Source organism: Fibrobacter sp. UWH9 (assembly GCF_900129715.1).
Lineage (GTDB): Bacteria > Fibrobacterota > Fibrobacteria > Fibrobacterales > Fibrobacteraceae > Fibrobacter.
Window position 1 is genome coordinate 294,816 of sequence record NZ_FQWP01000002.1, and the last position, 13,878, is coordinate 308,693.

At 47.6% G+C, this 13,878-nt stretch carries 8 protein-coding genes; 7 read left to right on the plus strand and 1 reads right to left on the minus strand.

From position 1 onward, the window contains the following. Nucleotides 1-91 precede the first annotated feature (91 nt). On the minus strand, nucleotides 92-1,921 hold the full coding sequence (locus tag BUB94_RS03090) for a CotH kinase family protein (RefSeq protein ID WP_083538071.1): 1,830 nt from the start codon (nucleotides 1,919-1,921) through the stop codon (nucleotides 92-94). 242 nt (nucleotides 1,922-2,163) lie between these two features. On the opposite strand from BUB94_RS03090, the gene BUB94_RS03095 reads away from it, so the two are divergent. From BUB94_RS03095 to BUB94_RS03125, 7 genes are all read left to right on the plus strand, one after another. Further along, on the plus strand, nucleotides 2,164-3,918 hold the full coding sequence (locus BUB94_RS03095) for an AAA family ATPase (RefSeq protein ID WP_073156061.1): 1,755 nt from the start codon (nucleotides 2,164-2,166) through the stop codon (nucleotides 3,916-3,918). Nucleotides 3,919-3,959: 41 nt separating this feature from the next. Then, nucleotides 3,960-5,312, plus strand: coding sequence for a hypothetical protein (locus tag BUB94_RS03100; protein ID WP_073156059.1), 1,353 nt, complete (start codon nucleotides 3,960-3,962; stop codon nucleotides 5,310-5,312). A 38-nt stretch (nucleotides 5,313-5,350) separates the two neighbouring features. Further along, complete coding sequence (locus tag BUB94_RS03105) at nucleotides 5,351-6,535, plus strand: LysM peptidoglycan-binding domain-containing protein (RefSeq protein ID WP_249505582.1); 1,185 nt, start codon at nucleotides 5,351-5,353, stop codon at nucleotides 6,533-6,535. Between the two features lie 122 nt (nucleotides 6,536-6,657). After that, nucleotides 6,658-8,718 (plus strand): sensor histidine kinase, encoded by a 2,061-nt coding sequence (locus BUB94_RS03110; RefSeq protein WP_073156056.1) that lies wholly within the window; start codon nucleotides 6,658-6,660, stop codon nucleotides 8,716-8,718. A gap of 2 nt (nucleotides 8,719-8,720) precedes the next feature. After that, entirely contained in the window at nucleotides 8,721-9,431 is a 711-nt protein-coding gene (locus BUB94_RS03115; RefSeq protein ID WP_073156053.1) for a response regulator transcription factor, read from the plus strand. A 112-nt stretch (nucleotides 9,432-9,543) separates the two neighbouring features. After that, nucleotides 9,544-11,943 (plus strand): PQQ-binding-like beta-propeller repeat protein, encoded by a 2,400-nt coding sequence (locus BUB94_RS03120; protein ID WP_175549674.1) that lies wholly within the window; start codon nucleotides 9,544-9,546, stop codon nucleotides 11,941-11,943. Between the two features lie 118 nt (nucleotides 11,944-12,061). Continuing rightward, nucleotides 12,062-13,837, plus strand: a complete 1,776-nt coding sequence (locus tag BUB94_RS03125) for an ABC transporter substrate-binding protein (protein ID WP_073234100.1) — start codon at nucleotides 12,062-12,064, stop codon at nucleotides 13,835-13,837. Nucleotides 13,838-13,878: the final 41 nt, after the last annotated feature.

Consider the following 13,878-nt stretch of genomic DNA (forward strand, 5'->3'; position numbering starts at 1 on the left):
AACGATTCTACGTTCTTGAAAAAAAAAATATAAGAGAAGTCCATCGGCTTTGCCGATGGACTTTTTTTGTTGGAAGAAAAATCCGTACAAATTATCTGGAAAGCATCTTCCCGTTAAGGATAGCGATCCAATGCTTATTCTGAGCCTTGGCAGGAACCTTCATGGATGTAGAGCCCACCTGAATTCTAGTCTTGTAAAGAATAGCTCCGTTCAAATCCATAATGGCGAATGTGCCGCCAATATCTGTTTGAATTTCCAGGTTTGATCCGTTTACGACAAAGAAATTCGTGGGAGACAACCGGCTGTAATCAACAGCCAACGTCTGCGAAGATACAGTATCCTTCTTATCTTCGATGGTGGGAATATGAATCACCGGTTCCGTCACAATGGGATTGGCGGGCTCGGTGAAACCGAGCTGTTCATCCATCCAGGCCATACGTTCCTTCATCTTCTTGCGAAGGTGCTCCACTTCACCATCCCAAGTGTCAGCGTTGTAACCACCCATGGCCATTCCCATGCCTCCGCCAGATTGATTGCAGTACTTCATAGGCTGAGGATCATTATCGTTCTGACCGCTAGACTTTCCTAAATTCGGCCAACGTTCAAAGTTACGGTCGGCAGCATTTTTCAAGTAGACCTTCATGGAATCCAGATAGGCATCCATAGTCTTGGTATGCCATACGCCACTACGCAATTCGGCCCAGCGTTTTTTCAATTCGCTTTGGTAACTCTGATTTTTCCACATGCTGGTAAGCCAACGAGGAGCCTTCAGGGAACTTCCTCCGAAGCCACCCCACATGCCGCCACCGCCATTTCCGTCGGCAATTTGCTTACTGCTGTTTTCGATTTGCCAGCCCGTGGTTCCCGAACTTCCGAAACCACCCATGCCACCGAAACCACCCATGCCACCGAAGCCGCCCCACATACCGCCGCCATTGTTCTGGCCTTCGGGAGAGGTACCGTTGCTCATCGCCAAGTTGAAGTCCCAGGGAGGACCTAAAGTGACCTTGCCGCCCTTGCTATCCTTATCTTTATGCAAGAAGAAGCTACACCAGTAGGAGTCGGCATTGTTCGTAACTTCTTGATGAAGGACGTAATCGACAGCGGATCCTACATCCACGTAGTTCTCGTAGCCAGAGCCACTCTTTCCGTCCTTGAAAAGACCTTCAAGATCGTTCAGGTACTTCTTCAGGTAATTTTCCTGCTGCTCCTGGATATTGTCTTTTTTAGGATAGTGGAGAATGACATTCAAACCGTCCGAAGTACTGAAACCTTCGTTATTGACATCACCGCTGCCTGCGCCGCCGGTGTTAGTGCCGGTCTTGTCGAATGCCCAGATGTAACCACCGGTCAATTCATCACCTTCAATGTCTTCTTCCTTGAGTTTGGCCACATCCACACGGTACTTACCACGCTTGATTTTTTCAATTAGCACATACACACCGCGGTAAACACCATTGATATACAAGTCAAAATGCATGGTACGGGGGCTATAGCGGCCGGCCTGCCTAAAAAGCCAATGGGCCAGGGAGTTACGCATCATGCTCTTGTCCACGTAGGGACCATGGAACACCCAGTCGTCTGCTGCGGGGAGACCTAACATGCTTACATCGATTTCTCCACCAATGGAATCACGAACTTCAACACTATAACCCGGCTTTGGGAACAGGGCGGAAGATTGCCCTCTCACCTTAATTCCGATATCATAGAGTTTTCCCTTGGCGCTATCAGCTACAGAATTTGTAGCAGCATCCAAAACCCTCATAGTGGCAGGAATTTTTTCGGAAACGTTCTTGTCCAGACATTTTTGCTTTGTATCCACAAAGATAATGGGCAAGTCGTAGGTCTGGGCTATAGCCGCATTAGCAACGACCAAGCCAAACATACCTGCAAGAATTCGATTCTTGAAGTCCTTTTTCATTTTATTCTCCCAATAACAACATTCCTACCCTAAATTTAAAGTTTGTACAAAAAAAAGATTAATCGAATTTCGTTTTCGCGTTGTAAGGAGAAACAACGGCATTTTTGGAAAAGGAAACCGTACTTCAGCCATTTTTCATGGAAAAATACCCTATAATGTCTAACCAATCACTTTCTGTAAATTTCTAGTTAAAAAATAAGCTACATTAACTTTGAGTATTTTTTTGAGTTTGAGGCTGCCCTATGGAAAGCGCAAGAAAAATAATTAATCAGTTTTTGAAAGGTAAATTCAGCGGAAACGAACTAAAGGCCGAACTGTATAAGGCCGGTGTTGCCGCCATGGAAGAAGAATGGACCTTTATGGACGCCAGCTTCCAATTGGGTGGCAAAGCTCGCGATGAAGGCATGGATGGCGACGAAGTCGAACAGACGCTCCGTCGAGCATTCTCTGCAGAAAAACGTTCCTCTGAACGCCCCGCAGAAGCGGCACCCGCAGCAGCTCCGGTAGCACAGGCCCCTGCAGTGGAAGGTGGAGCAGCACCGGCCACTCCCCAGACTGTAGCCATGCCCATAATCTCCCCCCTTTCGGCGGGAATGATTTCCATGGAACAGATGCTCGCCATGGGTCTGGACACCCAGTCTCTTGAACTTCTGCAAAACTTCAAGATTGACCCCGAAGCCCTTTCCATTCCCTGGCCTGCAGCCGACTGGCGAAAAGACTTGGCCAAGTTGCTGGAATCTACTTTCGAACAAGATGAAACCATCGAGTTCAAGATTTCCAACACCTCCAACAGTACCGAAGAACTGGTGTCCAACATCGTTGGCCAGGATGACGCCATTAAGAAAATCATGAAGAGCCTGGACAGTCCTGAAGGCGCTCTTCTGTGCATCAATGCCGTTAAGGGTGGAGAAGATGCCTCCGATGAATCTTGGCATTACCGTTATGTCGTCGTCGACAACCCCAAGATGAGTCTTGCCAAGCAGTTGGCTTACTACAAGGCCTTGAACCTGCCTTGTGCCGCCTTGGTCAACACAGGCGCCAACTCCGTGCAGGCCTGGATCAAGATTTTTGCAAATGACGAAGAAGAATATAACGAACGCGTAGACTTCCTCTTCAAGACCTTGGATTCCCAGGGCTTTAAAGTAGATTCGTCCAACCGAAATCCCCATATGATGGTCCGCATGCCGGGCGTACTTCGTGGCGGTAAGCAGCAGTACCTTATCGGACTGGAACAGGGCGCCAAGAACTTTAAGGAATGGCGTGAATGGGTGGAATATTCTCTGGATGGCAAGCCGCTGATTGAGCTGGCTAGCGACAGTGAAGAAGCGCCGAAAAAAGACCAGACCATCGTGGAAAACATGCTCCGCGCTGGCGAATTCTTCCTCTTTACGGCACCTCCCAAGAGCGGCAAGTCTCTTGCATTGATGGACCTTGGTCTGTCCATTTGCTACGGGGAAGACTGGTTCGGTAATACCACCACATCCAGTGACGTTCTCTTCATTAATTTCGAACTTACTAAATCGGTGTTCCTCAACCGCCTTCACCTGTTGGGATCCAAGCGTGACCTGAATGCCAGCACCCCGAAGTTCGGTTTCCTGAATCTTCGCGGAACTGCACTTTCTCCGATTGAAACAGCACAGCTGATTGCCAAGAGAATCCAGGGTGCCAAGAAACTGGAAAACCACGATTACCGCGTTGTCGTGATTGACCCGATTTCTTCTGTGTTGCACAATCCCAAGTCTACCCGACTGAGCGGCTCTCCCCATCAGATATTGATGCAGATGATCGATACAATCATTGCACTTACCGGATGCGCCGTTGTATCCAGCTGCAACATTGACGAATTCCCATACCTGGAAGCCCGTGCAGACTCTGTCATGAAGCTGACCCCGGTTGAAGGTAGCCTCAACTTGTACCAGATTAACGGAAACTTCAGAGAATTCCCCAAGATGGTCGCTCGCGAATGCTCCTGGATTTATCCGCGATTCCTGGTATAAGCTCATACTTTATAGAAAAGATTTAACAAAAAGATATTGACATGTATAAGCCGCAAAGAAAGCCCTTTAAGACAAATGAAAGACGCGAAACCGTAAGACGTCCTGCCGCGCCTCTTGCCAACAAACGTGTTGCTGCCAAGGCCACGGTTGACGAAGAAGTAAAACCGGCAAAACCCGTCGAACGAGTCATTCCAACTTTCGAAGATCTTAAGCGTCAACTCGCCGCCTGGGCAGAAACCGAAAAAATTCCTGGAAAAATCCAAGCCTGGTATACTGCGGAAACTCCTGCAGAAAATTGCGACTGGCGCATTGTAAAAATCATCAAGGGCGCAAGCGAAAAACTCGTTATTGAAGCTCCCGTCAAGGACATGGAACGTCCTGAAGTCGTTACACGAGTTAATGAACAGCTGAAAAAGGACCACCTCCGTATTTTCGGCAAGGCCCTCCGTCAAATTTGCTTTAGGGCTACAGGAGACGGCCAGTTCGCCCTCTTGGTCCAGGTCAATCTCAGAGGTAGAAATTCTGCACACGGCTACAAGACATTTGTAGACTTCCTGGAACGTTCCTGCCCGGAAATTATCAGTTGTCACCACGTCCAGTGCACTCCGGATTACATGTTCGATCCCACCGGAACCACCCCCATGAAAGTTGAAGCCAAGAGCGCCTTCGGCAGCGACTTCATTTCTATTGGCGGAACCGGCATCTATATGCATGTGCTCGACTGGGCTCCCAAGGCAAGGAATGCATGGATCGGCCTTCCCATGCGAATCGAGAGTGCCATTCACCCGAACCAGGACGACTGTTTCTTTGAATTCTACTCGGGTTGTTCCTTTGTCAGTGCCTCCCTGGCAAACCGATTCAAGAAGGTGGCCTCGCTGGACTGCCGCGAATACGCCATGCAGTCTTCACGTTTGAATGGTCGAAACGTCCCCGACGAAAACATGCGATTCTATCGCGGTCATGTGGATGCGGATTTTTTCACCAAGTTCTTTAACAAGGAAGAAAACGAAGGTCGTTGGACGTTCTATTTCAACCTGCCCGGAGACGAGTCCCTGGCCTCCAATGTGGAACAGATGGCAGCCCAGTCCAGGCCGGAACGAATTCTTCTGCAAACATCTAACCTGGAAGTGGCAACCAAGGAAATCAAGCATTTCCGTCGTGAAGGTTATATGCTTCGCAAGAGCATCCCGCTGTACCTTGAACCGGGAAGCGGTAAATTCGAGATACTGTTCCTGTTTGTGCCCGACAGAGCCGGAATTCTTGGACAGAACCCGGCACAAAAGGCAAAATCTCGTAATGTTCAGCGTCCTCAGGAACGTGTAAACCGCCAAAATAGCGCAGAAAGGCCGCATTTTGCCCAAAGTGCACCCACGTTCAAACAGAGAAAAGGTTAAATTTCAATAAAAAGCTATTTCAGCCTGCAGGGTTTTATATGCGTTTTTCAAATATGCGTCTTTTGAAGTATCTAACAATCGGCTTGGGATTTTCAGCCCTTGTTGCATCCGCCTATATCGTCAAGGAAGGCGACACCCTGTGGGACTTGAGTGACGAATTCCTGAAGGATCCCTTTGCATGGCCCGATCTCTGGGAAAACAACCGCCACATCCAGGACCCGCACTGGATTTACCCGGGTGACTCCATTTACCTCGGCGACAGCACCCGCGAAGAAGCGGTTCTCCACATTGACCCTGCAATGAAAAAGTATCCCTGCGACGCTGCAGTGGCCGACTCCAACCTGCCGAAAGGAATTACTTCTGCAGGCTGCGATGACGGTGACGAAAGAAACGCAGACTTCGAAAGCATGTTAGGCGATCTTCGTAGCAAGAACAAGAAGGAAAAGAAGCAGAAACCTACAGATTCCTACTACTACAAGCAGCGCCCCGAACCCAAGCTGTTCAATGGATACTACCAGATTCTGGCACCCGAGATCTACACCCTGGACTCCCTTAAGAAGGACAGCGCCTTCTTCTCTATCCGTTCTGGAGAAAAGAAAGAACCTCTGATCCACCTTCCCGAAAGCGAAGTTGTCGTAGGAATCGGTAAAAAGACCAATAGCAATCTCAAGAAGGGAGACCTCATTGAAATTGTCGATGCCAAGGCTATTGACGTTCCCGCATCCAAGGGAAGAAGTTTTGACAAGTTCGCCTTGTTGAGACTGTCAGGCATTGCAAGAATAACCGCTATCGGCGACACCTTGTCTCGTGCCCAGATTGTACAAAGTTTCCGCGAAATCAAAATCAACCAGTCTAAAGCACGTCTGAAGCAGCCTCTTGCACCCATTAACGTAACAGGTTATACGGCAGAAAAGACAGCCCAGATGGATTCCCTTGCCATTATTCGTTATTCCATGGACCCCATGCTGATTATCGGAGCTTATTCTTACGTTCTGATTGATGGTGGTTTCGCAAAGGGATACAATACCGGCGATGCTGTGGCAATCTGGGAAGAAGACAAGTCTGATGCAAGCATGCCTCCTCGCCTTCTCGGTAGAGGCGTCATCGCTCGCGCAGCAGAAAACGAGTCCTCGGTGCTGATTCGCGAAATTTATTCCAACAATCGCCGCGTCGAAATGGGACATAAGGTTTCTGTTACCCATAGGGCAAACGTAATCAAGTGATTCGTCCGCTATTGTCCATCTCCCTTATTGCAATTGCCTTGCTGCTCCTGCTAATGGCAGGAAGCTTGATCGTGTTGCAGTTTCCGGGATTGTCAGTATACCTTCCGCTATAAAAGAAGCTTATGCAGGTTTCCCGCAATAATCTGCTATTTATCCTCTTATTTGTCGGAGGCATCATTCTACCCACCGCCATCCTGGCGGTGCTCAGTTTTCGTAATATTCAAAACGAAATCTTTCTGGCGCAAAAGAATTTCAACGAAAACAGGACTGCATTTCAGAATGACGTTGAAGAAAGCGTTCTAAAAGAGCAACACAAGGTCTTTCTGGAAACAAAGAACGCATCACTTTTTCTCTATGAACAGCCCCAGCGACTTCTAGACTTTGGGCATGCGTCCGAATTCAAGTCTGTCGACGGAATTGAAGCCATATTCCTTTTCAATCAAGGTGCGCTGATCTATCCCGACATTTCGTCAAGGCACTTTTTCAAGTCCACAAATTTCTCAAACAAGGTCGCCACCTTAAAAGAGAAAAAGTTGTTCAGCGAAGAATTCTCCGGACTTACAGAAGAAAACAGCCGAAAGAACTACATCAAGAAGCGTTCAAAATCGCTTAGGCCCAGCCTCTATTTGTTCGACCCCTCCGAACAGACCCAGGATTTATTGGGTTTGATCCGACTGTACTACAAAGAAAAAAAATATGACGACGCCTTAAAGCTAGTGGAGTTTCTGGAACAAAATCCCCACCAGCAGGGCTACCTTCACGCCGACCTTACATGGTCGGTCCGACTGCTGCACTTCGAGATTCTTGTCAAACAGAAAAAGCATCAGGAAGCCCAGGACTACTGCCTTGCCGTGCTGGCAGAATTCTTTGAAGGGTCCAGTCTAGAAAATATTGCATCATCCAGATTTTTCTTTGAATCCGCCTTTACACAGATTCTGTCATTTGAAAAACTTCCCCAGGACAAGCGCGAAGCCTTCTGGAATTTACGTGAAAATTTCAACAGGCAACTTGGATACATGGACATCCTCTACAAGCACAAGGACCAGTTCCAGGACATCCTAGAGAATACCCCCGCAAGTAAGGACGGCATATCGTTCAAATCCAATGAAGATATCATTCTCTTCAAGATGTCATACCCCTACCTTTCTGGGGACCAGGTCGTCATTGCCAAAATTGACAAGGAATCCTACAAAGACAGAATCCTCGGCAAACTCAAAAGCGTAGCTCAAAGCTGGAAGAACATCCCCTTCTCCGTTATTGACAAAAACGATCTTGTCCTTCTGGGAACCGCCCTCGACAGCACAACGATAATCAACCAAGTACACCTGGAAGACGCGCTCGGTCTTGAGTTGATCCTTTACGAGAAAGACATGCAGGATATTCGAAAGGAAACCCGCCATCGGATGTTCCTAATGTATGGTTTGATGCTATTCGCCCTGATTACGGTAATATTCGGATCTTTCTTCATGTTTAAGTTCATTACACAGGAACGAAAACTCCTGTCCATGAAGGCAAACTTTCTCTCCAGCGTTTCTCACGAACTGAAAACACCGCTGACCTCCATCAAGATGTTTGCCGAAATGATGGCCAGGGGACGAGTTCAAAAAGTGGAAAAGGTACAAGAATACTCAAACCTTATTGGTAAGGAAGCGACCCGACTGGAAAACCTCATTGGGGCTATTCTCAACTACACCCGCATGGAACATGGAACCGGAGCATTCAAATGGGAACGGTTAGACTTTTCTATTTGCGCCAGAAAAGTCTTTGACGCCGTTGAAGACATCGGAGTCGAGAAGGGACTTACGTTCCACACCATATTCGACCCTAACGTATTCGTCATGGGCGACTACACCGCATTATATAGTCTCGCACAAAACTTGATCGAAAACGCAATCAAATATACGAACGCTCCCGGAGACATCACAATAAAAACCTACACAGAAGATTCATGGTCCGTTTTTTCTGTAGCAGATACTGGTGTCGGCATCGCTAGTTCAGAACAAAAAAATATATTTAATGATTTCTATAGAGTTGGTGACGAAATGACTCGCAGTACCAAAGGCTCTGGCCTAGGTCTTGCCATTGTAAAAAGAGTGGCAGAAACTCATCGAGCCACAATTTCTCTCGTCAGCAAACCAGGGAAAGGATCCACATTCACCATAAAATTTAAAAGGGCGGAGTAAGAATGGCACAAAATTTTAAAATTCTCATTGTTGAGGATGAAGAGATTATCCGATTTGGTTTGCAAGACAACTTCGAAATGGAAAATTACGAAGTAGAAACAGCCTGTGATGGAGAAGAGGCCATCGAAAAGACTGATTCATTCCAGCCGCAGTTGGTTCTGCTTGATTTGATGATTCCCAAGAAAAGCGGCTTTGAAGTATGCCGCTATATCCGCAACAAGCATCCGGAATGCTATATCATCATGCTCACGGCAAAAACCGAAGAAGCCAGCAAAGTTGCAGGCCTGGAAATGGGCGCAGATGACTACGTGACCAAGCCGTTTTCTATTCTGGAATTGCTGGCTAGAGTCAAGGCTTTCCGACGTCGAATCGAACCCCAGGCCGGTAACGGAAATGTGGTGCCGGACGTTCTTGAATTTGCAGACTTGAAAGTGGATATCAAGAAATTCTCGGCCGTCAAGAAGGGCGTACCCCTGGACCTTACAACCAGGGAATACCAGATTATTAAATATTTCTGGATGCACCGTGGTGAAGTTGTTGAACGAGAAGACCTACTCAAGGACATCTGGGGTTATACAGATGAGAACATGCCATCTACAAGAACGATCGACAACCATATTGGAAACCTGCGTAAGAAAATCGAAGACGACATGACAGACCCCAGAATCATAATTTCTGTTCGAGGAGCAGGCTACAAGTTCGATGTTGAATAGATTCAAACAATTTGCCGGTTCCGCACTCATCCTGCAGCTTATGGTCATACTGACCTTAAGTGTCTTTTCTCATGCAAGTAAAATGGAAAGCTTGATACAAGAAGCCGTTTACATGTTTGAAATGAAAGGGGACGTGACGGAAGCTATCCGCATATTGGAAAATGTAGCCGCAGAAGGTGATCAGGAAGATCAGGAATCCGCCTACTTCTATTTGGGAAAAATCCAGGAATTGTCCGGAAACAATTCCTCGTCGAACTTCTATTACAAGCAAAGTCTATCAAGAACCAACGAAACAACTAAATCTTATTGGCTAGCCGAACGTGATGCGGCCACCAGCAAACAGATTGAAAGTTTCCTACTCACCCCAATCAACTTAAGAACCCGCATCAAGAGGTTTTTTGGAGAGGGGCCAACTTACTGTCTATTCCAGGACGAAACGGTTGGCAGAATAGACAACGGGAAGATAATCCCTATTCCGACAACACTGCCCGGCGCCTCTCAGATACTATTTATTACCGGCAAGGGTATCTGGTATCAATCCGCAGATGGAGACAGCCTGCATTTTCAGAAATTCCACACAAGCGTGCCTCAAGTCAGCTACGGCATAGCCAAGGCAACAGACTACCTGTTCCTTGACAATCACGCCATCATTCAAACCAATACGCAACTGTACATTATCAATAAAAAAGGTATTGTCGCCAACATCGCTGAAAAATACTCAAACTGCACTATTGAAGGCTTCTACAAACCGACAAACGATTTCATACTCAACTGCGCCGACAATGCGCTTCATTTTGTGTCTTCCGAAACCGGAAATGAAAACATCAGCATAGCCCAATTTGACGTTATTAAGCAGACTATCATCAGTAGGGACTTGCTATTCCTCGTTTCAAACGGAAACCTTTATTGTTACGTACCCAAAAAAGGAAACAATCCCATTTGGAAAACCTCCATTAACAACGTGGAGTCCATGTTCAGCTTTGAACGCAACCTTGTCGTACTGGAAGCTTCAGGCAAGGTTTCCCTTTTTGACCAATTAAGCGGCTTCACCCGGGCGTCAATCCGTAGTGACGCAACCAAGATTTATCCCCTCGCCAAGGGAACCTTAGGATTATTCAGCGAAGAAGGTACAATTACAGCCGTAGACACTTTGTTGTACCCTCTTTGGAATTTTAGCTTCACCACCCCGATTGACGCACCCCCCGTCCATACTGAAGACGGAATCTTCCTTTACTTTGGCGAACGAAAACTGTACCCCATTCAACCCCGTTACTACGGTAAGAAAATTCTTCGTTCCGAAGTATTCGCAAACAAGGCCATCGGCCTTTACGAAAGGGGCATGTGGGATTCCCTGGCCCCCGTGCTAGACACTCTATTCAGCCTGGAACCCGGCAACGCAGAAGGTTGGTTCCTAAAAGCCCTCTACCTCGAAAACAAGAAGAGCAGCAATAAGGAAAAGCAAAAAGCCTGGTCAGAAGCAGTACGACTTTCGGCCAGCAATCCTCGCGCTACAAACCTTATTCTGAGCCAGTACGGGAAATCCATTGGAGCAAAACACATCAACCTGCTTCCGATTTCACCGAAAACCCGCTACCCCCAACTTTTCGGCAACAAGAAGGACCTATTTACGATAGATCCTGCAGCCGATAGACTATTCTGCATCAACACCGAAAACGGGGAGCTGAAGTGGTCTAAGAAAATCAGCCATCTTGAAAATACACCTGTCATCGCAAGCGATGATAGGAACCTAGTGGTTGCCTCCGGCTATACAGTCAACTTTTTCGAGTTCAGTAAGGAGTCTGTACCCACAAACATCCAGCTTCCCGGGAAAGCCTTCGAAGCCAAGATTCTCGACCAGGCAACATACATTACTACATGGAACGGATTTATTCTCAAGGCAATGAAACCCGACAATAAGCTGGCCTGGTCAAGAAAGATTTATTCCACCCCCTTCTTTGCCGTTAAGGATCACAATTACCTATACACCTGCAATCTGGAAGGCGAGTTCAACGCGTTGGATGACGCATCGGGGCAAATCATCAGTGGATTCTCCAGACGGATCCAGGGACCTGTTTCCCATATGGTCACCGCCGATTCAATAATGGCAATAGCCTCTAGCAACAATAAGCTGATCCTTTTCAACCCCCATCAAGGAGAAAAACAGCCTGTCCAAATTTTGGTGGAAGCCCCTATCGTTTCGCTACAGTCGATAAGACATAATGATGAAAGCAAACTGATTATAGGTTTGTCAGACCAGACTCTAATGCTTTATTCCAAGGAGGGCGCACCCATATGGAAATACAAGGGTGAAAACTCCATTTTCACGACCCCATTTGTCAAAGATGGAGAAATATGGATCGACCAGGGAAATGAAATTGTTTCTATTTCGTTAAATGACGGGAAATTCATCCGAAAATTCAATACCCCCGGAGGTGCAGGAACCCCGTTTGTCATGAATCAAACCCTGTTCAGCGCCTCCCCGAAACGCATATTATACGGTTTCTCTCTGTAAATTTTTTAGAAACATCCTCTAAATAGCCCAAATTTTAGGACTTGTAAACAAAATTTGATAACTTTTTCATAAAAAACTCACTAAATTTCTAACGAATATTTCTTATGGGCATTGGAAGATGAGCAAACTTTTTAAAACTAGCGTTTTCTCTGCATTCGCAAAAACGATCATGGCAATCGCCGCGGTCGGTTTGGTGGCTTGCAATGAAGACAAGAATGAAGTCGTAGAAACAGAATCCTCAGAATACCCCCGCAGCGAAACGCTCTATATCGGCGGCTTTGACTGGGCCCCCCCGTCCACCTTCAATCCGCTGGATTACGACCCCAACTTCCCGATTGACGGAAACTGCAGACTTTCCTACGAGGCCCTTCTAGCCTATAACCAGCTTAGCGGCGAACTGGAAGCCATGCTTGCCGACAGCTATAAGAGCAGCGAAAATTCCATTTCTGTTCACCTGGACCCCAGGGCCAAGTGGAGCGACGGTACACCGGTTACAGTCGATGACGTGCTCTTCACGTTCCGCATCGACTCCCTGCTGCCCACTCCTAGACACGGCAACTGGAACTTCCTGAGCAAGATTACCGCAGACGATAAGAACAATGTGACCTTCCACTTCGGCAAGAACAAGAACCCGCTCATCATCTTGAACGCCATTGCGGAAACCTCCATTCTTCCCAAGTCCGTATTCGAACCTCTGATCAACTCGGCTAAATCCGGCAAGGATTATGATATGGCCAAGATTACCGAGTTCAAGAATGATGATCAGCCTGTTGTTTCCGGACCGTACAATCTGAAGGCCTACTCTCCCGACCAGATTGTCCTGGAACGTAATGACAACTATTGGGGCAACGCCAAGTATAACAACCAGAAGCCCACGCCTCGCTATATCATACATTCCCTCTACAACGGCAACAATCATTTCAACAGCGCCATGACCAAGGGCAACCTGGACATCTCGTCTGTGTTCCTGCCGCGCATTTGGGATAAGGCCCGCGATAGCATCCGTGCCTGGAGCAGAAACGAACCGTACCACCAGCCCGGGTCCATCACTACCCTCCTTATCCAGCAGCAAAGCGCTCCGTTTAACGACGTTGCACTTCGCCGTGCCATGATGCACGCCATCAACTTTGAAAAGATCAAGTCCAGGGCAGTTTCCAACTATACCCCCGCCGTTCAGCCCGGTTTCATCCTGCCTTTCGGCACCGAATCTAAGTATTTCTTCAAGGAAGACGCCGACAAGTACGGTTACTACTACGATATCGAAAAAGCCAAGGCCATTCTCGCAGAAGCTGGTTACAGCTGGGACGACTCCGGCAAGTTACTGGACAAGAGCGGTCAGCCCCTTAGAAACTTCACTATCGAATGCCCCCAAGGCTGGACCGACTGGGAAGACGTCATCAAGGTTTCCGTGGAATCCCTCAAGGAACTGGGTCTGTCTGCAGAAGAAAAGTTTGTGGACTACAGCACTTGGGACAAGGACCTCCGTCTCGGAACCTTCGACCTGGCCATGAAGACCCAGACAGCAGAAATGTCCGCAGCTTCCCCCTGGAACCGATTCGACCAGATTATGGGTAGCGTTTCTTACAAGCCTGTGGGAGAAGAAGCCTTCGCCAACCAGGGTCGTTACAAGAATGCCGATGCAGACAAGTTAATCAGCGCTATTCCTGCAATGACCGACGAAAAGGAACTGACCGAGGCATACAGAGAATTGAACAAAATCTTTATGGAGACCATTCCCGCCCTGCCGGTTATGTACCGCCCGACCCAGTACTACCAATTCTCCACAAAGCACTGGACCAACTTCCCCAGCGAAGAAAACCCCTACGCTCCGCCCCAGATTCTGGTGATTGCAGCAGGCGTCAAGGCTCTTTGGGGAATCAAGCCCGCCAAATAAGGCGTCAAGTACGATTTTTTTCAGAAAACGTTCCCTCGGGA

Coding starts and splice junctions, on each gene's coding strand:
- BUB94_RS03100 (WP_073156059.1), top strand. CDS start 3,960: ATGTATAAGCCGCAAAGAAAGCCCTTTAAGACAAATGAAAGACGCGAA.
- BUB94_RS03120 (WP_175549674.1), top strand. CDS start 9,544: ATGTTTGAAATGAAAGGGGACGTGACGGAAGCTATCCGCATATTGGAA.
- BUB94_RS03125 (WP_073234100.1), top strand. CDS start 12,062: ATGAGCAAACTTTTTAAAACTAGCGTTTTCTCTGCATTCGCAAAAACG.
- BUB94_RS03095 (WP_073156061.1), top strand. CDS start 2,164: ATGGAAAGCGCAAGAAAAATAATTAATCAGTTTTTGAAAGGTAAATTC.
- BUB94_RS03090 (WP_083538071.1), bottom strand. CDS start 1,921: ATGAAAAAGGACTTCAAGAATCGAATTCTTGCAGGTATGTTTGGCTTG.
- BUB94_RS03105 (WP_249505582.1), top strand. CDS start 5,351: ATGCGTTTTTCAAATATGCGTCTTTTGAAGTATCTAACAATCGGCTTG.
- BUB94_RS03110 (WP_073156056.1), top strand. CDS start 6,658: ATGCAGGTTTCCCGCAATAATCTGCTATTTATCCTCTTATTTGTCGGA.
- BUB94_RS03115 (WP_073156053.1), top strand. CDS start 8,721: ATGGCACAAAATTTTAAAATTCTCATTGTTGAGGATGAAGAGATTATC.